20 protein-coding genes are annotated in these 23,153 nt (G+C 59.3%); 15 read left to right on the top strand and 5 right to left on the bottom strand.

Going from position 1 to position 23,153, the window contains the following annotated elements:
• Positions 1-376: 376 nt before the first annotated feature.
• The 12 genes from MP439_01455 to MP439_01510 all read left to right on the top strand — a co-directional run bounded on the left by MP439_01455 (position 377) and on the right by MP439_01510 (position 14,716).
• Positions 377-2,281 carry a PASTA domain-containing protein gene (locus MP439_01455; GenBank protein ID MCI2974731.1) on the top strand — a complete coding sequence of 635 codons (1,905 nt, stop codon included), beginning with the start codon at positions 377-379 and terminating at the stop codon, positions 2,279-2,281.
• 63 nt (positions 2,282-2,344) lie between these two features.
• Positions 2,345-2,794: a hypothetical protein gene (locus MP439_01460; protein MCI2974732.1), complete on the top strand. Its 450-nt coding sequence runs from the start codon at positions 2,345-2,347 to the stop codon at positions 2,792-2,794.
• A gap of 67 nt (positions 2,795-2,861) precedes the next feature.
• Entirely contained in the window at positions 2,862-3,161 is a 300-nt protein-coding gene (gene gatC / locus MP439_01465; protein ID MCI2974733.1) for an Asp-tRNA(Asn)/Glu-tRNA(Gln) amidotransferase subunit GatC, read from the top strand.
• Positions 3,158-4,594 (top strand): Asp-tRNA(Asn)/Glu-tRNA(Gln) amidotransferase subunit GatA, encoded by a 1,437-nt coding sequence (gene gatA / locus MP439_01470; protein ID MCI2974734.1) that lies wholly within the window; start codon positions 3,158-3,160, stop codon positions 4,592-4,594. The genes gatC and gatA overlap by 4 nt, the downstream gene beginning before the upstream one ends.
• Positions 4,591-6,054 (top strand): Asp-tRNA(Asn)/Glu-tRNA(Gln) amidotransferase subunit GatB, encoded by a 1,464-nt coding sequence (gene gatB, locus MP439_01475; protein ID MCI2974735.1) that lies wholly within the window; start codon positions 4,591-4,593, stop codon positions 6,052-6,054. Before gatA ends, gatB begins: the two co-directional genes overlap by 4 nt.
• A gap of 273 nt (positions 6,055-6,327) precedes the next feature.
• Positions 6,328-8,013 carry a dihydroxy-acid dehydratase gene (gene ilvD, locus MP439_01480; GenBank protein MCI2974736.1) on the top strand — a complete coding sequence of 562 codons (1,686 nt, stop codon included), beginning with the start codon at positions 6,328-6,330 and terminating at the stop codon, positions 8,011-8,013.
• A gap of 195 nt (positions 8,014-8,208) precedes the next feature.
• Positions 8,209-9,915, top strand: a complete 1,707-nt coding sequence (locus tag MP439_01485) for an acetolactate synthase large subunit (protein ID MCI2974737.1) — start codon at positions 8,209-8,211, stop codon at positions 9,913-9,915.
• Positions 9,915-10,478 (top strand): acetolactate synthase small subunit, encoded by a 564-nt coding sequence (ilvN, locus tag MP439_01490; protein ID MCI2974738.1) that lies wholly within the window; start codon positions 9,915-9,917, stop codon positions 10,476-10,478. Before MP439_01485 ends, ilvN begins: the two co-directional genes overlap by 1 nt.
• A 9-nt stretch (positions 10,479-10,487) precedes the next feature.
• Positions 10,488-11,510 (top strand): ketol-acid reductoisomerase, encoded by a 1,023-nt coding sequence (gene ilvC, locus MP439_01495; GenBank protein MCI2974739.1) that lies wholly within the window; start codon positions 10,488-10,490, stop codon positions 11,508-11,510.
• A gap of 4 nt (positions 11,511-11,514) precedes the next feature.
• Entirely contained in the window at positions 11,515-12,750 is a 1,236-nt protein-coding gene (locus MP439_01500; protein MCI2974740.1) for a hypothetical protein, read from the top strand.
• On the top strand, positions 12,740-13,351 hold the full coding sequence (locus MP439_01505; protein ID MCI2974741.1) for a hypothetical protein: 612 nt from the start codon (positions 12,740-12,742) through the stop codon (positions 13,349-13,351). Before MP439_01500 ends, MP439_01505 begins: the two co-directional genes overlap by 11 nt.
• Before the next feature lie 69 nt (positions 13,352-13,420).
• Positions 13,421-14,716, top strand: coding sequence for an NAD(P)/FAD-dependent oxidoreductase (locus tag MP439_01510; protein MCI2974742.1), 1,296 nt, complete (start codon positions 13,421-13,423; stop codon positions 14,714-14,716).
• Here MP439_01510 and MP439_01515 read toward each other — a convergent pair.
• From MP439_01515 to MP439_01530, 4 genes are read right to left on the bottom strand one after another with little or no spacing between them, the layout of a single operon-like run.
• Positions 14,700-15,161 (bottom strand): hypothetical protein, encoded by a 462-nt coding sequence (locus MP439_01515; protein ID MCI2974743.1) that lies wholly within the window; start codon positions 15,159-15,161, stop codon positions 14,700-14,702. The genes MP439_01510 and MP439_01515 overlap by 17 nt on opposite strands.
• A 12-nt stretch (positions 15,162-15,173) precedes the next feature.
• Positions 15,174-16,769, bottom strand: coding sequence for a citramalate synthase (gene cimA / locus MP439_01520; GenBank protein MCI2974744.1), 1,596 nt, complete (start codon positions 16,767-16,769; stop codon positions 15,174-15,176).
• Positions 16,745-17,671: a branched-chain amino acid transaminase gene (locus MP439_01525; GenBank protein ID MCI2974745.1), complete on the bottom strand. Its 927-nt coding sequence runs from the start codon at positions 17,669-17,671 to the stop codon at positions 16,745-16,747. The genes cimA and MP439_01525 overlap by 25 nt, the downstream gene beginning before the upstream one ends.
• Positions 17,671-18,690, bottom strand: a complete 1,020-nt coding sequence (locus MP439_01530) for a 3-isopropylmalate dehydrogenase (GenBank protein ID MCI2974746.1) — start codon at positions 18,688-18,690, stop codon at positions 17,671-17,673. The genes MP439_01525 and MP439_01530 overlap by 1 nt, the downstream gene beginning before the upstream one ends.
• 269 nt (positions 18,691-18,959) lie before the next feature.
• On the opposite strand from MP439_01530, the gene MP439_01535 reads away from it, so the two are divergent.
• The 3 genes from MP439_01535 to leuD all read left to right on the top strand — a co-directional run bounded on the left by MP439_01535 (position 18,960) and on the right by leuD (position 21,861).
• Positions 18,960-19,433, top strand: a complete 474-nt coding sequence (locus MP439_01535; protein MCI2974747.1) for a transcription elongation factor GreA — start codon at positions 18,960-18,962, stop codon at positions 19,431-19,433.
• A gap of 240 nt (positions 19,434-19,673) precedes the next feature.
• Positions 19,674-21,083, top strand: coding sequence for a 3-isopropylmalate dehydratase large subunit (gene leuC / locus MP439_01540; GenBank protein MCI2974748.1), 1,410 nt, complete (start codon positions 19,674-19,676; stop codon positions 21,081-21,083).
• A gap of 181 nt (positions 21,084-21,264) precedes the next feature.
• On the top strand, positions 21,265-21,861 hold the full coding sequence (gene leuD / locus MP439_01545) for a 3-isopropylmalate dehydratase small subunit (GenBank protein ID MCI2974749.1): 597 nt from the start codon (positions 21,265-21,267) through the stop codon (positions 21,859-21,861).
• Positions 21,862-22,002: 141 nt separating this feature from the next.
• Here the strand turns inward: leuD and serC are convergent, their stop codons facing one another.
• Positions 22,003-23,124 (bottom strand): phosphoserine transaminase, encoded by a 1,122-nt coding sequence (gene serC / locus MP439_01550; GenBank protein MCI2974750.1) that lies wholly within the window; start codon positions 23,122-23,124, stop codon positions 22,003-22,005.
• Positions 23,125-23,153 lie beyond the last annotated feature (29 nt).

A 23,153-nucleotide genomic window follows, 5' to 3' on the forward strand; every position in this document is an offset into this window, starting at 1 on the left:
TAGCGTTGGGGGGTGGGCCACCATGACGTTGGTGCCCTGCTGATTGGGCAGATGCCAGAGCTAGTTGGGCGGATGCCATGTGGCTACGTGGGCACAGGCTAGGGTTTTGACAGCTCCTCGGCGGCCTCACCGAGCGTCTCCAACCGTGTCGCCTGCCTGGGTGCTCCTCCCAGAGAACCCAACGTTATCGCCTTGCTGATAGGAGTCCCCTGGGCAACCGATGAACTGGTGGATGTTTGAGAACCGGTCAGTGTAGGCTGTAGCTGATTCTGACAAGCTCACCGCCTGGTCGGGCGGTAATCATAAGGTAGGTAACGAGCTGGCTACGGGTGCGGACGAGAATATTGGCCGGGTCCTAAGTAATCGGTATCGCGTTGTGGCTCGGCGAGGGTCGGGTGGTGCAGGCGTCGTCTATCGCGCTCTCGATGACCGCCTTGGTCGCCCCGTCGCCATCAAACTGTTGCTGCGAGGATTGTCCGACGATCCGATGTTCTTGCGAAGGTTTCGCGATGAGGCCCAAGCGGCGGCCCAACTGAATCACCCGAACATCATGAAGGTGTTCGATTGGGGCTCTGATGAGGGCGAACCGTACCTCGTGATGGAGTATCTCTCCAATGGCTCGCTTCGTGAGCTGTATGCCCGCGGTACCACGCTCTCTACGTCACAGGTGGTCCAGATTGGTGCGGCGACCGCGTCAGCGCTGGCATACTCGCATAACCGTAACTTCCTCCATCGAGATATCAAACCTGCGAACCTACTCTTTGACGACGGGGGCCGTGTTCGTATTGCTGACTTCGGCCTCGTGCGAGCCCTTTCGGAGACGACGGTTACCGAGACGGGTGGAGGAATCATTGGAACTCCCCGATACATGGCGCCTGAACAGGTTGAGGGCAAGCGCTCGGTGCCAGGCAGTGACGTTTACGCTCTCGGGCTTGTACTTTACGAGGCGCTGTTCGGGGCCATTCCATTCCAGGGCGACACGCAGCTCGCGCTCGCCTTCGCTCGGTTGCGCGACCCTGTGATCAACCCACGGCCGGAGGATCCGGTGGCGTGTTCGGTGGTTGCGATGCTCAATCGCGATCCCGATGAGCGCCCGAGTGCAGCCGAGGTTGAGCGTACCCTCAATGCCTTCGCGCGCGATCTGACAAATCCAGGACCGCTGTTTGTTGGACAGGCGGCGCCTGCTGACGCCACACCAGAGATGGTGATGGATGATAGCCTGCAGTGGCTCGCCGATGGGAGTACCCTCGCGGCCGACGTAACCCAACACTTTGGAGTAGGCGTTATGGTGCCCGAGACCGCCATGGTACCTGTCGACGATCGAGAACGCGATGATCGCACCTCGGCACTTGCGGTCGCCAAGCCGGCGATTCCCGCGATTGGCGATTCTGAGGAGGTGGGGAGTCGGCAACCCTGGTGGCTGTTGTTTTTCCTGTTGCCGATTCTGGTGGCGGCGGCACTTGGCGTTGCGGTTCTGTACCAACATCTACGCGAGGTCAAGATGGATAACGTCGCGAACTTGACTGCGGCGACCGCGTCACAGCGACTTCGTGCTGAGGGGATTACCCACGTTACCCTCGATCAACGGTACTCGTCGGCGGTGCCAAGCGGTCATGTGATTGGTTCAAACCCCAAGAGTGGGGCCAATGTCCACCCAGACAACACCGTGGTGCTGTTCGTCTCCAAAGGTCACGCACCGGTCTATGTCGCTTCGTTTCAATCGGCACAGTTCTCCAGGGCAAAACAAGCGCTCACTGCACAGGGTTTTCAGGTGGACCCAACGTATGAGTATTCGCCGGATGTTCCAGCGGGTGTCGTTATGCAAGAGAGTCCGGTCAACGAGAAGGTGGCCTATCGTTCGGTCGTCAAGTTCGTTGTCTCAAAAGGGCCGGCGCCTCGCCCGGTACCCAATGTCGTCGGAGCTTCACTCGCAGCAGCTGAGGGTGATCTGACAAATCAAGGTTTTGTCTACAGCGTGCAAAAGCAGTACTCGAACTCGGTGGCAAGTGGTGATGTGATCTCGCAATCGGTGAGTTCGGGGACGGTACGTTCCGTTGGGTCTAGTGTCACCATCGTCGAGTCGTTGGGTCCCCATTATGTGCAGGTTCCTAACGTTGTTGGCGATGCTCTCAACACAGCGGAGTCGACGCTACAAGGCCAGGGCTTTACAATCGGCACGGTGTCGGCACCTTTTGGTGGAGCGATCGTCCAGTACCAGAGTCCTGGGGCCGGTCAGAGTGTGCTGTATGGAGCTACGATTAACCTGCTGGTCATCCCCTAACAGGTCCCTTGGAATGTTTTTGATAGTTCGTAGCTTCTACAATGAGAATAAAGAAGGGCGGTTATGCCGATGACAGAGTTTGACATGTCGATGGTTGAGGGGTTGAGCCGCTACGAGTTTTTGAGCCCGGCTTGGCTTGAAGAGTTCCGCACGATCACCGAACGATTGAACATCGAGCCGTTGCGGGTGGATGTCGCGCTGCGGATGAACCAGATTATCTCGGGTTGTCCGTTCCAGGATGAGCCATTGAAGGCCTTTCTTGATACCTCCTCAGGCGTTGTCGCGCTTGACTTGGGTGAGCTTGATGACCCGGATCTCACCGTGTCGCTTGATTACGAGACCGCCAAGGCGCTCTTTGTCGAGTTCAACCCGCAGCGAGCCATCGAGTCATTCATTGCTGGCAAGATCCTGGTGACTGGGGATATGACCAAGCTGCTTGGACTGACGCAGGTCTTCGCCGGTCGCTCCGAGGACGATCCAATGTCGGCACTCATGAAGGCGATCACCACGTAGGACCGCCATCGTGGCTGGATAGCTCCTCGGGGCAGGGATCCTTGACGCGAGGTCTAGGCTCTGGAGCATGACATATCGGATCGATCAAGCGGATGTTGCCCACATTGCACACCTCGCTCGTCTCAGGCTCAGCGACAACGAAATCGAAGCATATCAAGGGTCGTTGTCGCGGATTCTTGAGGTGATTGCGGTTATGAATGCCGAAGACCTCTCGGGTTATCCGCCGATGGATCACCCGTTGGAGACGGTGAACTTGTTGCGCGAAGATCGTGTTGCACCTGGTCTTGAGCGGGCCTCGGTTCTCGATACCGCTCCCAGCGCCGAGGATGAGTACTTTCGAGTCCCTCGGATTCTGGAGGCGCCGTGAACGATGAGATATTGGACTGGGGGATCGCTGAGCTGCAGCGTCGCCTCGATGACCGGCAGGTTTCCACTGTCGAGGTCCTCGGAGCCTATGAGGAGCAGATAGCAATTCAAGAGCCGGAGGTTGGGGCCTTTCTGGCGTTGGATCTTGAGAGCGCCAAAGAGGTTGCACGTCAACAAGATGGGCGCAGGGCGCGTGGTGAAAAGCTTGGACGCCTTGCGGGTGTGCCAATTGCGCTCAAAGACAATCTTTGCACCATGGCCCTCCCGACCACGGCGGCCTCCAAGATCCTAGAGGGGTGGGTGCCTCCCTATGACGCCACTGTCGTCGAGCGCTTGCGTCGAGATGACGGCATCATGCTTGGTAAAACCAACCTTGATGAGTTTGCAATGGGCTCGTCAACTGAGAACTCTGCCTACAAGATTACACACAACCCCTATGACCTTGAGCGGGTTCCGGGCGGCTCCTCGGGAGGATCAGCCGCTGCCGTAGCGAGCAGGATGGCCCTCGTTGCGCTCGGCTCAGACACCGGTGGTTCGATTCGTCAGCCAGCAGCGCTCACTGGCGTTGTGGGTTTCAAACCGACCTATGGACGAGTCTCGCGCTACGGTCTTTTGGCGTTCGCTTCCTCGCTCGATCAGATCGGCCCCCTCGCTGGAACGGTCGAGGATGCAGCCATCGTGGCTGAATGTATTATGGGCCATGATCCACGGGACGCGACTTCGTTGCAGGAGGGGTCGCCACGACTGGTGGATGTGCTCGGCGCAGGTGTCCAGGGTCTGCGCGTTGGTCTTGTCACGAACCTCTTGGCCACCGCGAGCCCCCAGGTGAAAACTGGCGTCAATGATGCGATCGCGACACTGGTCAAGGCGGGTGCTACGGTCGATGAGGTCACCCTCGAGGAGCTCGAGTTCGGGCTTGCAGCCTATTATGTCGTGGCCCCAGCGGAGGCTTCGTCGAATCTAGCGCGTTATGACGGAGTGCGTTATGGGCTGCGCGAGCCCGGAGCGACGGTGGAGGAGATGATGATTGCGACGCGGACAAAGGGTTTCGGGCCCGAGGTGAAGCGACGTATCATGCTCGGTACCTATGCGCTCTCAGCTGGGTATTACGACGCCTTCTACGTCACGGCCCAACGGGTTCGAACCCTGGTGCGCGCGGCGTTTTCTCGTGCATATACCTCCTTTGATTTGCTGATTGCGCCGACGTCGCCGACGACGGCTTTTCGCATCGGTGAACGCTCGGATGATCCCGTTGAAATGTATCGTTCGGACGTGTGCACCATACCGTCCAACCTTTCGGGCGATCCTGCGATCTCGGTCCCGGCGAGGACCGATGATGATGGGTTGCCCATTGGAGTGCAGCTGCTTGGCCCTGCGCTGTCGGAGCCGTTGTTGTTCCGGGCGGCCTCTGTGATCGAGGAGGGACTGCGTTGAGTTCACGAACTATCGCCGGACCAGCCAAAGGTTGGGAGTACGTGATTGGTCTTGAGGTCCACACGGAACTCAAGACGGTGACCAAGCTTTTTTGTGGCTGTCCGAATGCTTTTGGGGAGGAGCCAAACACCTCGATTTGCCCAGTGTGTTTAGGGCTTCCAGGGAGCCTTCCGGTCATGAACGCCCAAGCGGTCGACTTTGCGATCCGCGTCGGACTCGCACTCGATGCGACGATCCAGCGGAGTCAGTTCCATCGCAAGAACTACTTCTACCCTGACATGCCCAAGGATTTTCAGATCTCCCAGTATGACGTGCCAATCAACGCTCACGGTCGGCTCGAGCTGCCATCAGGCGCGGTGATCGGTATCGAGCGCGCCCATCTCGAGGAGGACACTGGCAAGCTGGTGCATCGAGGGGGACATGGACGGATCGAGTCCGCTGAGTATTCGCTCATCGACTACAACCGTTCGGGCGTTCCACTCCTCGAGATCGTCTCCGCCCCTGATATCCGTGACCCTGAGGAGGCGAAGGAGTACGTCGGCGAGCTGAGATCCATTCTTGTCGCCGTCGGCGCCAGCGACGGACGAATGGAGGAGGGTTCCTTGCGTGTCGATGCCAACGTGTCGGTGCGCCCCATCGGCGAGACCACCTTCAGAACTCGGGTTGAGATCAAGAACCTCAACTCTCTCCGTTCACTGACGCGTGCGTTGGAGTACGAGGGGCGGCGGCAGGTGCAGCTCTACGAAGATGGCGAGACGATGCTGCAGCAGACGCGGTTTTGGGACGAGGCTCGCTCGGTGACCGGAGCCTTACGCATCAAGGAGGAGGCGAACGACTATCGTTACTTTCCCGAGCCTGATCTCCCCCCGGTTGCACCGGATCCATCACTGATCGAGGAGCGCAGGTCACAGCTGCCCGAGCTGTTGAGCGCTCGGCGCGCGCAACTGTACGCGTTGGTTCCCGACCTTCGAAGTGACCTTCGTGAAACGGTGATCGCCGATGCGTGTTGGCCCTACCTTCGGGCGGCCCTTGATGCTGGCATCACGCCGAGCCGAGCGGTTGCCCGTTGTGCCAACGAGCTCACCGCGTTGTTGGCCGAGATCGATGCGTTGAGCCCGGAGCGCTTTGTCGAGATTCTTGGCCTTGAAGATCAGGGGACCCTCGGGGCATCGCAGGTCAAGATCCTGCTCCGGGAGGCCAATGACGACGCAAAGCCGATCGGTGACCTCGTCGTCAAGCTTGGATTCACCGCCAACGATGCCCTGGCTATTCAAGCAATGGTTGCTGAGGTCGTCAACTCTTGCCCCGAAGAATGGGCTCGTTATTGTGACGGTGATGAGAAGGTTGCTGGGTTTTTGCTCGGCCAGGTGATGCGTCAACACGGACGACAGATTTCGGGGGCAGACGCTCGCAATGCGCTAGTCGCCTTGCGTGAAGAGGCGCACAGCGACGAATCTTGAGGACGCTCAGGCCTCGCGTTGCCAGCCAGTGCTCAAACCGATGAGCGCAGCGTCGTATCGATGGGTATGAGCTTGGGTGCAGGGCTGAGTGGCCAGGGAAGCTTGTGAGTAAGGCTACAGTGACACTAGTGCGACGGCTGACCAGCGTCAATTCAGAAGAGGATGATCGAGGCGTTGTACTGAGTGTTGACGCGAGGCAACGAGGCCAACAGCGGCAATCAAACAGCGGTAATTGGGCAATCAACGAATGCGGTATTGCGGGGAGAGGGTGGCATGAGCGAGACACGATCAATCAGGATTCGAAGTCAAGAGGTTACCGAGGGGGTGCGCCGCGCTCCGGCGCGAGCGATGTTGCGAGCGGTCGGACTCAACGACGAGGACTTTGCCAAACCACAGATTGGCATCGCATCATCGTGGAACGAGGTGACCCCATGCAATCTCGTACTTTCAGATCTGGCACAACGTGCCAAAGCCGGCGTGCGCGCGGCTGGCGGGGTTCCCTTGGAGTTTGGCACCATCGCCGTCTCGGATGGCATCTCCATGGGGCATGAAGGTATGCACTCTTCACTGGTGTCTCGCGAGGTCATCGCCGACTCGGTGGAGCTCATGATGCACGCCGAACGATTCGACGCTATGGTAACCCTCGCCGGCTGTGACAAGTCGCTGCCGGGGATGATGATGGCCGCTGCTCGCCTCAACCTTCCGTCGGTGTTTGTCTATGGAGGGACCATCCTCCCGGGGCGCCTACATGGGGAGACGCTCGATCTTGTGAGTGTCTTCGAAGCGGTCGGGGCCCATGGAGCTGGAACCATTGACGACCAGCGTCTACTGGATATCGAACGTAATGCCTGCCCGACCAAGGGTTCATGTGCCGGCATGTATACGGCGAATACCATGGCTTCCGTGGCGGAAGCACTCGGGCTGGCCCAAATCGGCTCAGCCTCGGCGCCGGCGGTCGATCGACGTCGCGAGGATATCGCGTTCGATGCCGGTCGAACAGTGATGAACCTCTTAGCCCAAGACATTAGGCCACGACAGATCCTGACCAAGGAGGCGTTCGAAAATGCCATCGCCGCCGTCATGGCCCTCGGGGGGTCGACCAATGCTGTTCTCCACCTGCTCGCGATCGCCTACGAGGCCAAGGTGGAGTTAACCCTCGATGACTTTAACCGTGTCGCTGCGCGGGTGCCTCACCTGGCTGATACGAAGCCACATGGTAAGTATCACATGACCGATCTCGATCGCATCGGCGGCATTCCAGTCGTTCTCGGCGAGCTACTTGAGGCGGGACTTTTGCACGGTGACTGCCTCACGGTTACTGGACGGACTATGGCTGAGGAGCTCGCCATCTACGATCCGCCACGACCCGATGGGGAGGTGGTGCATCACCTCGATCAGCCGCTGCACGCGGTTGGAGGTATCGCTATTCTGAGGGGGTCGTTGGCGCCGGCGGGCTCGGTCGTGAAGGTTGCCGGTCTCGACCAAGAGCACTTTGATGGCAAGGCTCGCGTCTTCGATCGGGAAGAGGCGGCACTCGATGCGATTTTCGCCGGCACCATCGAGGCCGGTGATGTGGTGATTATCCGTTACGAAGGACCCAAGGGCGGTCCAGGGATGCGTGAGATGCTGGCAGTGACCGGCGCGATGAAGGGTGCTGGACGGGGCCATGACGCGGCGCTCATCACCGATGGACGCTTCTCCGGGGGAACCCATGGGTTTTGCATTGGGCATGTCGCCCCAGAGGCGGCTGACGGGGGACCGATCGGCCTCGTGCGTGATGGGGATCGTATCGTCATCGATGTGCCGACCCATTCGATCGAACTCCTTGTCGACGACGAGGAGCTCTCGAAGCGTCGAGAGACCTTTGTGTCTGCCCCACCCCGATACACCGAAGGGGCATTGGGCAAGTATGCGTTGCTCGTGAAAGGAGCAGAAATCGGTGCCGTAACTGGCGGATAGCGCCGCGTGCTGGCTATGCTGGCACCCATGATCATTCGACGCGCGCTGGTGGTACTCCTTCGTTAGGGCACGGCTCTTCGTTGCGTCGTGCCCAAGACCTCCCATACCGGGAGGTCTTTTCGTATCTACGCATATGAGAGATGGTGATCCCTAGAAGAAGCCACAGGCGCATCGTTGACGATGAAGGAGGCGATGATGAGATTGACGGGAGCGCAAGCGCTGATCAAGTCCCTGGAGATGCAGGGAGTCGAGACGGTTTTTGGTCTCCCTGGTGGAGCGATTCTACCGGTGTATGACCCGCTGCTCGAATCCCCAATCCGTCATATCCTTGTCCGTCATGAGCAGGGTGCGGGTCACGCCGCCGAAGGCTTTGCGCAAGCGACCGGACGGCCTGGGGTTGCGATCGTCACGAGCGGACCAGCGGCGACCAACATCGTGACAGCGGTGGCGGACGCGTATGTGGACTCCATCCCCATCGTGGTGATCACCGGGCAGGTCGCAACGACGTCGATCGGGACTGACGCCTTTCAAGAGACCGATACGACCGGTATCACCATGTCGGTGACCAAACACAACTGGTTGATCACCCAGGCTCGAGATATCCCTCGCGTGATCGCGGAGGCGTTCCACGTCGCAACGACGGGACGGCCGGGGCCGGTCGTGGTCGATTTTCCAAAGGATGTCGCCAACGACACGATGGAGTGGTACTGGCCACGTCGACTCGATCTCCCCGGATATCAGCCGACCGTCAAGGGCCATCCCAAGATGATCGAGCAGGCAGCAGCTATGATCGCGAGCGCGTCGCGACCGGTCATCTACGCAGGAGGGGGGCTCATCCGCGCCGGTGCCGCGCCAGAGCTTGGCGCGCTTGTCGAGCGGACGGGCATTCCCGTGGTCACGACCCTCATGGCTCGCGGGGTGCTGCCCGACTCGAACCCGCTCTGCTTGGGGATGCCAGGCATGCATGGGAACTTCACTGCCGTGACCGCGCTCCAGCAATCGGATTTGGTGATTGCCCTTGGGGCGAGGTTCGATGATCGGGTGACGGGGAAGGTCGATGCCTTCGCTGCCAAGGCGCGGATCATCCATGTCGATATCGACCCCGCCGAGTTAGGCAAGGTCCGTCGACCCGATGTGCCGATCGTGGGTGATGTCAAGTCCGTGATTCCCGAGATCGTTCGGCATCTACCGGCCCAAGGTCGTGACCTCTCAGGGTGGTTGGCCCAGCTCGACGCTTGGCGCGAGCAGTATCCATACTCGTATGAGCCGCCGTTGCCTGGAGCCCCGATCAAGCCGCAATACGTGGTAGAGCGTCTTTCGGCGCTTGCACCTCCGGATACGATCGCCGTTTCAGGGGTTGGTCAACATCAGATGTGGGCATCCCAATACTTTCGCTTCGAGTCCCCAAACACCTGGATCAACTCAGGCGGGCTGGGCACCATGGGTTTCGCGGTCCCGGCGGCGATCGGCGCCAAGGCTGGTCGTCCACGGAGTACGGTATGGGCTATCGATGGCGATGGTTGCTTCCAGATGACTGCCCAAGAGCTCGTGACTGCCACTGCAGAGCGTATCCCGATCAAGGTTGCCATTCTCAACAATGGTTACCTTGGCATGGTCCGCCAGTGGCAAGAGATGTTCTACGAGGAGCGCTATTCGGAGGTGTTCCTCTCGCCGGACCTGCCCGATTACGTTAAATGGGCAGAGGCGATGGGTGCGGTGGGCTTTCGAGTCGATCAGGTCAGTGATGTCGATCCGGTGATTGAAAAGGCCAACCAGATCGATGATCGACCGGTAGTCATTGATTTTCGGGTGGACACCTTCGAGAAGGTGTACCCAATGGTGCCGGCTGGGGCGCCCAACGATGACATTGTGTTGCCGCCCCATCAGCTCAAGGGGCGATGATGGCCGAACGTTCCTCCAATCTCGTGCCGATTGGCTCGATCCGCCCTCACACCGGTGGGCGTCATCATATCTTGAGCGTCTTGGTGGAGAATCGAGCCGGCGTGTTGGCCCGCGTCTCGCTGCTGTTCTCTCGTCGTGGCTATAACATCTATTCGTTGGCGGTGGCCCCGACGGACGACGAGCGCTTCTCGCGGTTGACGATCGTCGTGGACGTGGAGACCGTTCCACTCGAGCAGATCACCAAGCAGCTGCATAAGTTGATCAATGTGATCAAGATCACCGAGATCGATCCAGCGGATGCCTTGGAGTATGAGTGCATGCTCGCAACCATCAACGCCGAGGCCGGTGCACGCGCAAAGGTGATGGAGCTCGTCGAGATCTTTCATGGTGAGATTATCGACGTTTCGCTTGATCGGCTGACCGTCGTGTTCGCACTCTCGCCAGAGAAGCTCGATGATGTTGAAGCCTTCCTGGCCGAATTCGGCCTGATCGAGCTGCAACGAACCGGTAGGATTGCACTGAGCAAGCTGCCAAAACCAACGCGAAGACCGAAGAAGGGATGAATTTCATAAATGGCTCACATGTATTACGATAAGGACGCTGACTCATCGATCATTAGCAACACTCGTGTCGCTATCATCGGCTATGGTTCACAGGGGCATGCCCATGCACTCAACCTCTCCGATTCGGGTGTCCAGGTGCGGGTTGCACTTCGGCCTGGCTCGGCCTCAGGACAGAAGGCCTGGGCGAGCGGACTCGAGGTTTTGTCGGTGCCTGAGGCGGTGGCCTGGGCGGACCTGATCATGTTTCTCGCTCCTGACACGGTGCAAAAGCAGATCTATGACGACGAGGTTGCTCCCCATCTTCGCCCGGGTCAGACCTTGGGTTTCGCTCATGGGTTTAACATTCGCTACCAAGAAATCGTCCCACCCGAGGATGTGACGGTGATCATGGTGGCCCCGAAGGGTCCTGGACATCTCGTTCGCCGAACCTACGAGGAGGGCGGTGGGGTCCCATCCTTGATCGCAGTGGCCAACGACCCCCAAGGTACTGGTCATCAGCTTGCGCTCTCGTATGCCTGGGGCATTGGTTCGACCAAGGCCGGTGTCTTGGATACCACTTTTGCTGAGGAGACGGAGACCGATCTCTTCGGAGAACAGGTGGTTCTCTGCGGAGGTCTGAGCGAGCTGATCATCGCTGGCTTTACCACATTGGTCGAGGCTGGCTATCAGCCTGAGTCGGCGTATTTTGAGTGCTTGCATGAGATGAAGTTGATCGTCGACCTCCTCTACGAGAACGGGCTCGCTGGGATGTGGTTTTCGGTCTCGGAGACTGCAGAATATGGCGGACTCACCCGAGGTCCACGTGTGGTCACCGAAGCCACCCGGGCAGAGATGCGGCAAATTCTTGCCGAGATCCAAGATGGTAGCTTCGCACGCGAACTCATTGACGAGATGGCGACCGGCCGGCCCCGTTTCAATCAACTTCGGGAACGGGCCAAGGGTCAACCGGTGGAGCAGGTGGGTGCGACGCTGCGAGCGATGATGCCATTTTTGTCGACGAAGTCGAAGATCACCGAGGTCTCCGGAGGCTAGCGTCGTGCGCGACTGGCGCAAGCCGGCGTTGTGGGGGGTCGTCGCTCTGGTGGTTTTTGTCGCCGTCCTCGACCGCGACCTCGACCGGGTCGTCTACTCCCTCCCCATCGCGGCTCTTGGAGGCGGCTTGTGCGCCTTCGTCCTCGCTGGAGTCGCCTTTAGTGCGGGGTCGCGATGGTCAAAGAGCGTGGCGCTGCTCGTCGGGGGTATCACGGTCGTCTATGCGGCTGTCGCTTGGTATGCCCTGCGTCACCAGGATCTCATTCACACGGGCGTTGGTCCGTGGCTCCTGGGCGGCCTCGGAGTTGGGGCGGGCTTGGTTGCCTTCAACCGAATGGGCGCGATCGCGGTTATCGTCGATGTGGCGCTCGGGGTGGTGACGCTGGCATGGATCGTCCTGATCGCGACGGGTTCGGGGATTGGGCTACAGCGCGATGTCTCCGGACTGGTCGTGGGTGCTCATGCCCTGGTGGCCTCCATTATCGTGGCGATCGTTGGCATCGCCTTGTTGCTTGTGACCCGATGGGTCCCGACGAGGGGTAGAGCCAAGCGGCCTGACGGCCGTTTTCTCGATCGATCGTTCATGCTAACATCGTTGCTCCGGTATCCGGGATTGACGTTGGGGGCGACGAGCGTGCTGCGCGCGGATCGGCGCACTTGGCTTCGGATCGCACTCGGTGCGGTGACCATCATTCCGTTGGGGATTGGACTCTCGGAGGGCCTGTTGTTCCTCGGACCGTTGGTGGCAGCTTTGGGCAGTTGGCTGGGTTGGGAGCTGACGTCGATCATAACGCCATTGGTGAGTACCGAAGGGATTCTTGGGGTCTTGCCACGGACGCGTGGATCCTATGGACGCCGCGTTTCGGTGGTGCCGGTGCTGGCCGCGTTCGTGCTTCTAGGGGTGGCGATCCTGATCGCATGGCGAGTGAGTTTTCTTGCTGGGTTCGCCACGGCAGCGGTGATCGCCCTGGGCTGTGGGGTCGGATTCGTCGGAGCTGGCGTGGCGCTTCGGGTGATTGTGAGTGATCGATCGCTGGCAATGTCTCGCTGGATCACGAGTGTCCTCGTCGTTGGCCTTGCGGGGTGTGCCCTGGCACCGCTAGTGCAACTCAATAACGCCTTTGGCGCCCACGGGCTGTTCTTTGAGTACACCATCACGGGTACCAGTTTTTCGATCGTGGTGGGTGTCGTTGGGATCTCATTGATGAGCTGGTGGAGGGGGGAGATTCGTGACTCCTAAGACCGTGCTTGAGGTGCAAGGCTCCATGCCTGTTGCTGGAGAGACCCTTCGTCTTGGAACCTGGAAGCTGGCCGAGGGTAGCGTGACGCGCTTGGTGGGTGCTCCAGCTGAGCTCATCGCCAAAGCCTTTCTCGGCCTCGAACCGGCAGCGCAGATTCGGATGGTGGGCGCAAAGGCCGGCACTCATGAGGCCCGAACTGTCTCCGCCATTGCATTCGCCGACTTTGAACCGATCTCGTCCTTGAAGGTGTTGGAGCATCTGGCGCTCGCTGTGCGTATTGGACCTCCGCGTCTTGGGAAGGTACCGCCGTTTCGAGATGTGCTTGATGAGGTGGGGCTTGCAGCCTGGGCAAATACACCAGCTCGGGAGTTGACCAGCGAGGGCCGGCTCCAACTCTCGCTCGCGATGCTCCTGGTGCGCTTGCTGCCGGTTTGGGTTCTCGCACTGCCCCCTGCATTTGATCCTTCACCTCAGGTTGTAGTTCGTATCAAGGAGGCGATTGCCGCCGGTGTGGCGGTCGTAATGGTGACCGATGCCGAGGCACTGATCGGGCTTGCATCCCAGACGCGTCGACTCGAGTTGCGACCAGCACAAGATTAAGAGACGGTTACGACCAACCCTGGCGGTCCGGGGGCCAGCTATGCTCGTTGCAAAGCATGAGGAGGTAGCATGATAACCACACGAATCCGACAACGTAAAGCAGTAACCCGTAGCCAGTCAACGCCGGATGGCCGCCCTCGTGTGGTGGTCGTGGGTGCCGGTTTTGCCGGGCTCGCAGCAGTCGAGGAGCTGGCGAAGCTCCCGGTAGAAGTGACCCTGGTGGACCGGCATAACTTCGCGACTTTTCAGCCTCTCTTGTATCAAGTGGCAACCGCTGGGCTGAATCCGGGAGACATCGCCTTCCCGATCCGGACCGTGATTCGGTCGATGGCCAGGACAAAGTTTGAACAGGGTGAACTCGCGTCGATCGACGCGGAGCGAAAGTTTATCGTCCTCGAGGATGGCAGGACGTTGGATTACGACTATCTCGTCCTTGGCGTGGGTGCTACTGCCAACTATTTTGGCATCCAGGGGGCTCGGGAGCACTCGCATGCGATCTACACACTTGATGAGGCACTGGACGTCAGGAATCATGTCTTTCACCAGTTCGAGCAGGCGGTTGCGCACGGCGTGCGTGATGGTGCCCTCACCTTCGTCGTGGTTGGGGGAGGGGCCACTGGTGTCGAGCTAGCCGGTGCGATCGCAGAGCTTGCTCACCGTGCACTCTACACCGACTACGTCAGCCTCAACCCAGATGATGTAAAGGTCATTCTGATCGAGCAGCAATCACGTCTCCTCGAGGCGTTCGACGAGCGCCTCTCGGAATATGCCCGCAGGGAGTTGCGCACGCGCGGGGTGACGGTGTTGTTAGAGGAGACCGTGGAGGCGCTCGAGCCGGGTGTTATCTTGTTGCACAGCGGCCGCGAGATCCAGAACGGACTCGTGCTCTGGGCTGCTGGAGTGGCGGTACCGCCCGTAATCGGGCGCCTGGGTCTCCCTACCGGCCGAGGAGGACGGCTCATGGTTGGTGGGGATTTGAGAGTCATTGGCTCTGAATCGATCTTCGCGGTTGGCGATGTCGCACTCGCTTCAGATCCAAGTGGCAACGCGCTACCCCAGCTGGCACAGCCGGCGATTCAGGGTGGTCGCCACGCAGCCCGGCAGATTGGGGCGCTCGCACGCGGCGAGACCACCTATCCATTCCGGTATCGAGACAAGGGAACCATGGCGACGATCGGGCGTCGCGCCGCTGTCGCGGAGATGGGCCACGGGATCTGTCTTAGTGGTACGCCTGCATGGCTTGCCTGGCTCGGCCTCCACGTCGTCACGTTGCTGGGGTCACGGAACAAGGCGTCGGTGATGATCAACTGGACGTGGCACTACATCTCCTGGGGCAAGGGCCCAAGGGTTATTCTTGGAGGGTGAGTTCCATCTCGGTAAATGCGACCATGCGGCGTAGCGCCTGATAGTTGTGACTGACTCCTCGAAAGCGATCTTGGCGGATGCGTAGCTGTTCTGAGGTTGCGCCGCCGAAGTAGCCAAAGTGTTCGAGAACGAGTTCGAGATCGGCCCGTATCGGCGCTCGGCCAAGCTTGCTGGCGTGTGCCATCGCACAGGCGACGACGCCAGCCTCGATGTCGGCGGGCTGCTCGTTGCCTAAGGCCTGAATTCGGTCAGCAAGGCCGGCATAGAGCGATAACGCGTAGCCCTGGTCGGGACCGGGTCGGCCATTGAGCTGGCCCTCGGTGAGCCGACGACCGGTCAACTCCGCCGGACGCTCGAGCGCAAGCTCGACGGGGTTGACCGGTTCCGCCCAATAACGCGGTGCCTGTTCTGCTTGGTTGAGCTCGACCATATCGGGTTGACTCATCACCCTCTCCCTTCATGTGTGGTTGGTTTTCAAAAGCGCCAGCACGAAGCCCTCGGTAAGCGCGGAGAACGACGCCTCGATGATGTTGGTTGATACGCCGGTGGTTGTCCACTGGGCCTCTGGATCGGAGAAGTCGATGAGTACCCGCACGACGGCATCGGTGCCTCGCGAGGTATCGAGGACCCGTACTTTGTAGTCGTCGAGCCCCATGGACGTCAGCTGTGGATAGGTTGACTGGAGTGCTTGGCGCAGTGCTTGGTCGAGGGCGTGCACCGGACCGTTGCCCTCAGCGGTCGCGATCACTCGTTCGTTGGCGATCTGGATCTTGACGGTAGCTTCCGTCAATATTTCGGCGCCGCGGTAGTCATCGGTGGCAACTCGATAGGACTCGACGGCGAAAAATGACTGCTGCCAGCCGAGCGCTTGACGCATCAAGAGCTCCAGTGATCCATCGGCCACCTCAAAATGGTACCCTTCATGCTCGAGATCCTTGAGCCGTTGCAGTAGCGATGTGGTTGCATCGTCGGTGAGCTCGAGTCCAAGCTCTGCGGCCTTGATGATCAGCGTCTGGCGACCTGCCATCTCTGATACGACAAAGCGCGTATGGTTTCCAACCAAGCTTGGGTTTACATGCTCGTAGGCATCGCTGCGGCGGGCGATGGCGCTGACATGGAGGCCAGCTTTGTGAGTAAAGGCTGACGCCCCAACATAGGGAGTTTGCGGAGGGACCGGCAGGTTGGTGATCTCGGCGATATGGCGGGCTGTTGAGGTGAGCAGCTCAAGATTTTCGGATGGAATCGTGGTGATGCCTTGCTTAAGTGAGAGTGCGGCGATGATGGGGACGAGATTGGCGTTGCCGGTTCGCTCGCCGTAACCGTTCAGGCATCCTTGGATCTGCGAAACTCCATGGTCGACCGCGATCAGCGAGTTGGCGACGGCGCACCCAGAGTCGTTATGAAAGTGAACGCCAAGCTCGATATCGACTTGATCCCTGACCTTGGTGAGGATCGCCCCCAACTCGGTCGGCAGAGTGCCTCCATTGGTGTCACAAAGCACGACGGTAGTGGCACCGCTCGTGGCACCGGCTTCGAGCACAGCGAGGGCAAAGGCAGGGTTGTCTTTGAAGCCATCGAAAAAATGCTCGGCATCGAGGAGAACCCTGCGCTCATGTTGGACAAGGAAGCCGACCGACTCGCGCACCATTGCTAGTGCCTCCTCGAGTGAGGTCCTTAGTGCATGCACCACATGGTAGTCCCAGGCCTTGGCCACGATGCAGACATCGTTGACACCGCTCTCGATCAGGGCTTGCAGGTTTGGATCGCCTCCAACGTCGGCATTAGCCCGACGAGTCGAGCCAAAGGCAACGAGTCGTGCGGTATGCAAGTTGAGCTCGGTTGCTGCACGCGCGAAGAAGGCGGCATCTTTGGGGTTGGCACCCGGCCAGCCGCCCTCAATGTAGTGCACCCCGAGGCTGTCGAGTTGACGGGCAACCCGGAGCTTGTCATCAACGGTAAGGGAGATTCCCTCCTGTTGTGACCCGTCTCGTAGCGTGGTGTCGTAGATGTCAACCGTGCGCAGAGAGGTTAACCTTTCGTATATTCGAGCCAATGATCATACGCCGGATCGTTGCCGGTCACGATCTCGAAGTACCGGCGCTGGAGCTCTTTGGAGATCTTTCCAGGTTCGCCAGTTCCGATCGGTCGGTCATCGACCGAGGCAACCGGGACGACCTCTGCAGCGGTGCCGGTGATGAACATCTCGTCGGCGAGATAGAGGTCGGTGCGCAAGAGCTGGGCTTGACGTGTCTCAATACCCATGTCGCTGGCGATCTCAGTAATGGTACGACGCGTGATTCCGGCCAGCGCTCCTGAGGCATCTGATGGTGTGATGAGCACATCATCTTTGACGATGAAGATGTTCTCCCCGGTGCACTCGCTGACATAGCCCTGGCCCGAGAGCATGATCGCTTCGTCATAACCGGCCTTGATTGCTTCAGCCTTGGCGAGGGCGGAGTTGATATAGCCACCGGTGGTCTTGGCGGCTGGTGGGATGATGTTGGGATCATGGCGCTTAAAAGAGGAGATCTTGGCTCGGATTCCCTTCGCGAGTCCCTCTTCACCGAGATAGGCGCCCCATGGCCAGGTGGCGATGGCGACGTCGGTAGTGCCAGTGAGTGGGTTGAGCCCCATCTCCCCGTAGCCCAAGTAGGCGATTGGTCGAATGTAACACGACGCATGCTCGTTGTCCGCGACGAGTCGCTTGGTGGCTTCAATGAGCTCTGCAGGAGCATACGGGATCTCCATCATGAGGATCTTTGCAGACTCGTAAAAGCGATTGATGTGATCGGTGAGGCGAAACACCGCTGATCCTCGGGGTGTTTCATAGGCTCGGATGCCTTCGAAGACCCCGTAACCATAGTGGAGGGCATGCGTCAGGATATGCACTTTGGCGTCCTCAAAGGGTACTTGTGACCCATTCATCCACACGTATTTCATCGGTTGTATTGGCATTATTTACTTACCCTTTCTCCATAGAAATCACCTATCGCTGCTGTCTTCGCCCCTGGCGGCGGCATGACGCTAAGTGCTTGCTCGATTCGCTTGGCTACGTCAGCCTCGCCTAGGAAATCTAACATCATGGCCGCTGATCGAATCGCTGCGTATGGATTGGCCTCGCCGGTCCCCACGCGGTCGTGAGCGGCTCCATGGACTGGTTCGAACAGCGATGGGCCATGCCTCTCGGGGTTGATGTTTGCCGAGGCGGCGTAGCCAATCCCTTGCGATACGGCGGCTGCTAAGTCGGTAAGGATGTCACCGAAGAGATTGTCGGTCACGATGACGTCATATCGCCCCGGATCCTCTACGAAGTAGATGCAGGCGGCATCGACATGGTTGTAGTTTGTGATGACGTTTGGGTACTCCGCCGATAGCTCTGCAAACGTTCGATACCAAAGGTCACCGGAGTAGGTCAATACATTGGTCTTATGAACCAGCGTGAGCAGCTTGCGGGGCCTGGACTGGGCAAGTTCGAACGCGAAGCGCACGGCACGTTCAACGCCGTTGCGGGTGTTCACCGACCCCTGGGTGGCGACCTCAAAGGGAGTACCTTGACGGAGCAGACCACCTTCGCCAACGTAGGCACCTTCGGTGTTCTCTCGGATCACGATCATGTCGACCGGCTTGTGTGTCGTGGTGATCGATGGGTCGAGCGTGAGAAACGGACGCTGGTTGATGTAGAGGTCCAGCGCAAAACGAATTTTGAGGAGCAGACCACGCTCGAGGATGCCCGAAGGAACCGTCGTTGAACCGATTGCCGGACCGATGGCACCGAGCAGGATGGCGTCGAAACTCCTGAGTTCGGCCAAGGTGGCGTCGTCGAGCACCTCCCCCGTGCGCTCGTAGTGGGCGGCCCCGAGGTCGAAGTCTTTGGTCTCCAACTGAGCCCCAGCGGCGCGCGCAACCTTGAGCGCCTCGTTTGTGACTTCTGGACCGATCCCGTCGCCACCGACGACGGCAATACGATGTTTCATCGACACCTCCGCATCATCGCCACTGCCTTCCTGCCATGTGCACCACTACCGCCCTATCTTCACTGCGATCAATCGAAGTCGCTCGCCCATTGCCATGAGCTCCATTGCTCGCGGGTTACCCGATCATTGTAGGCTGTCCTGGCCAAAATCTGAAATCATCGTGGATCAACTCGTGGGATCGACGTACATTTTGGGCGTCTGGCTACCGTGGGGCAAGCAGGTTTGTCGGTAGCCAGCGACTCTCAAGGGAAGGCGCTAGAGTGTCTTGCATGACCGAAACTACGATCTCTCAGGCGACCTACGATGCCCTGGTCGCTGAGCTGCAAGAACTGACCACAACTGGTCGCATTGAGATCGCCAAGGCTATTGAGTCGGCTCGTGCGTTGGGCGATCTAAGCGAAAACGGAGATTATCACGCCGCTAAAGATGCACAAGGCAAGATGGAGGCCCGTATCCGTCAGCTGGAAGCCCTACTCGAGAGCGCCGTCGTGGTCTCTGATAATGGCGCGACAACCGACACCGTGCGTCCTGGTCTCGTTGTGGCGCTGCGCTACGAGGACGATGATGAGGTCAGCGAGTATTTTCTTGGGTCGATTGAGGAGCGACACTCAGGGGTTGACGTCGTCTCACCCACCTCTCCACTCGGGCAGGCACTCGTTGGTGCAGGCGTTGGAGACTGGGTGCAATACCAAGCGCCGGGCGGACTCTTGAAGGTTGAGGTAGTGGCGATCCGGACTGCGTAGATCGAACGGACATCGATCCAATTGGAGAGATCCAACTGGTGAAAGGATGACCGGTGCAAGAGTTCGTGCTCTGGTAGACGGTGTGCATTGAGTGTGTGGTGACATGATGGCTGTGGTCCCATGGTGATGACATCGTGATGGTGGGCTCGTTCGACATTGTAACGTTACGGTGATCGGCCTAACAATGGAAGTAAGTACGCAGGCTGTTTCGATCAGACCGAAGAATGGGGGCGATGAACGATGGTAGTAGCACAGACGTTGGCTGAGAAGGTGTGGGAGTCACATCTGGTTGACCAGGGAGCACCTGGGGAGTCGGATCTAATCTACATCGACCTCCATCTCATCCATGAGGTGACATCGCCTCAGGCATTTGATGGGCTGCGTATGGCCAAACGCCGAGTCCGGCGCCCTGATCTTACCGTGGCGACAGCCGATCATAACGTACCTACCGAACACATTGATCGTCCGATTGAGGACCCCATCAGTGCCAAGCAACTCGAGGTTCTGGCAAAAAACTGTGACGAGTTTGGAATCCGATACTATCCAATGGGGTCACAGGGCCAGGGGATTGTGCACGTAATCGGCCCAGAGCAGGGGTTGACGCAGCCGGGCATGACGATCGTGTGTGGCGACTCACACACGGCGACCCATGGTGCCTTTGGTGCCCTGGCATTTGGAATCGGGACATCGGAGGTTGAGCATGTCTTGGCGACGCAGACGCTCGCGCAGGTAAGACCGAAGACCATGGCAGTGACAGTAGAGGGAGACCTTCCAGAAGGTACCTTTGCGAAGGATCTGATTCTCGCCATTATCGGTCAGATCGGCACCGGGGGTGGTATTGGGCATGTGATCGAATACCGGGGTGAAGCCATTCGCAAGCTTTCGATGGAAGCCCGTATGACTGTTTGCAACATGAGCATTGAGGCCGGGGCGAGAGCAGGGATGATCGCGCCGGATGCCACCACCGTCGCCTTCCTTGCCGGTCGTGACTTTGCGCCCGCCGGGGAGCTCTTCGATGAAGCGGCAAAGGCGTGGGCTTCGCTTGCTACAGATGCCGACGCCGTTTTTGATCGTGAAGTCCATATTCAGGCGTCGGCCCTGCGACCGCAGGTGAGTTGGGGTACCAACCCATCCCAGGTGATCGAGATCGATGGCGTCATCCCAGACCCTGACCACTACGCGCTCGCTCCCCAGCGAGAGGCAGCGAATCGTGCGCTCCGCTACATGGGCCTCACCCCGGGCACCGCGGTGCGAGATATCCCAGTGGATGTGGTGTTCATTGGGTCCTGCACAAACTCGAGGATCGAGGATCTCAGGATTGCCGCCAGGGTGCTTGAAGGTCGTTCGGTCGCCCCTTCAGTACGCACCCTCGTTGTCCCTGGGTCCCGACGGGTCATGGAACAGGCAGAGGTTGAGGGGCTTGACGCTATTTTTCGTGCAGCGGGGGCCGAATGGCGCGAGCCTGGGTGCTCGATGTGTCTCGGGATGAATCCGGATCAACTCATGCCGGGACAACGGGCGGCCTCGACCTCAAATCGGAACTTTGAGGGTCGCCAGGGGCGAGGGGGGCGCACCCATCTGGTCTCGCCAGCCATTGCCGCCGCGACCGCTATTCGTGGTACATTCAGTACGCCACATGATTTGGCCTAGGATGACCTGGCCGAGGGGGCTCGTTGGGGGAGGCGTTCGGTTGGTGAACGTGGACCCCCAGCATTCATAGCAGAGGCTTTGAGATGGGTGCGTTGGTCGAGGTTGATCACACCACCGAGGTGATGACTAACAAGAGGTATACCGCAGAGATGGTGAGTACGAGCAGAAGGGAGGGCGACTGATGGAGCCGATCACCGAGTTACGTGGGCATGCAATGCCACTGGCAATTTCAGATGTTGATACCGATCAGATTATTCCGAGCGAATGGCTTAAGCGTGTTGAGCGGACCGGCTTTGGTGAGGGTTTGTTCTCGGAGTGGCGCCAAGATCCGGGGTTTGTGCTTAACGATCAGCAGTTTGCGGGCTCGACCATCCTGATCGCTCGGGAGAACTTCGGCGTGGGATCCTCGCGAGAGCATGCGGTATGGGCTCTGATGGATTACGGGTTTCGAGTGGTTATTTCGCCGCGGTTTGGCGACATCTTTCGTAACAACTCACTTAAAGTTGGCCTATTGCCTGTGGAGCTAACCTTGGATGAGGTGCAACGGTTGCTCGATCTGGTCGCCGAGCGGCCAGGAACCCAAATTTTGGTCGACCTTGAGAGTCAGCGGGTAAGCGTTCCTTCCGAAGGGATCGAGTTTCACTTTGCGATCGACCCAACGGCCAAGGCGCGCTTGCTAGCCGGCCTGGACGAGATCGGCATGACGCTGACCAAAGAAGACAAGATCACTCGGTTCGAGCAGCACCGTGACCCGTGGGCACCAAGCGTTGTCGGTTGACGGGTTTGGCTTTCACACCCCAACCGTTGTTGGTCTAATCGGCGTTACCCTTGCACCGTGCGCGGGCTCGCCGGAGCGTCGCGGCGCGATGTTGACAGCGCAAGGCTGGCCGACCGTGAGCCGTCAAGAAGCTCGATAGCGTCAGAGTTGACCGACGATAAAGTCGATGCACTGCGTCAGCGCCTCGACGTCGTCGGGGTTGATTGATGGGAAGAGCGCGATACGCAGTTGGTTGCGGCCGAGCTTGCGGTAGGGCTCGGTGTCGACGATGCCGTTTGCTCGCAAGGTGGCGGCGACTGCCTTGGCGTCGACGTTGTCGTCAAAGTCGATGGTCGCGATCACCGGCGAGCGCAGGGCAGGATCGGTGACGAAGGGATGTGCGTAGGTGGCACTCTCTGCCCAGTTGTAGATCGTGGTCGCTGACTCGGCCGAGCGCTTAGCAGCCCAGGCCAACCCACCATGTGAAAGCACCCACTCAAGCTGAGCGTTGATGAGGTAGAGCGTGGCAATCGCGGGGGTGTTGTAGGTTTGATTCTCGCGACTGTTGTCGATGGCGATCGACAAATCCAACATGGTTGGCACGTATCGACCTAATGCGACGGTCTCGACCGCTCGAGACACTGCTCTCGGGGAGAGTAGGGCGATCCACAATCCTCCTTCTGAGGCAAAGGCCTTCTGTGGTGAGAAGTAGTAGGCATCGAAGACCTCAGGGTCGACCGGTACAGCGCCAGCGGCTGAGGTGGCGTCCACCAAGACCAACGCATCGCCGCTTGTGGGTCGGGTGAGGGGAGCGAGGACACCGGTTGATGTCTCGTTATGGGTCAACGCGTACGTGTCGATGCCATCAACCTCCTCGATCGAGGGGCAAGAGCCATAGTCGGCACTTACCTCTTTGACGCTGTCGATGAACGGAGCCTGGCGCGCGGCCGCCGCAAATTTGGACGAGAACTCGCCGAAAACCAGGTGTTCGCTCGATGACGTAATTAACGAGTGGACGGCCATGTCCCAAAACAGTGTCGCACCCCCGTTGCCGAGGACGACTTCATAGCCGTCGGGAAGCCCAAAGAGCTCGGTCATTCGCTCTCGGATGACGCGAACGAGGTCCTTAACGGCCGGGCGACGATGCGAGGTGCCAAGGAGAGTGGCTTGGGTGTCGGCGAGTCCCTCAAGGAAGAACGTTGGGATCTTCGAGGGGCCTGACCCAAAGCGGCCGTCGGAGGGCAACAGATCGGGGGGTAGGGTAATGTGGGAATTCGCGCTCATTGTCTCTCCAATCTGAAAGGTGAATTACC

This window comes from Ferrimicrobium sp. (assembly GCA_022690815.1).
In the GTDB taxonomy this organism is placed as follows: Bacteria; Actinomycetota; Acidimicrobiia; order Acidimicrobiales; family Acidimicrobiaceae; genus Ferrimicrobium.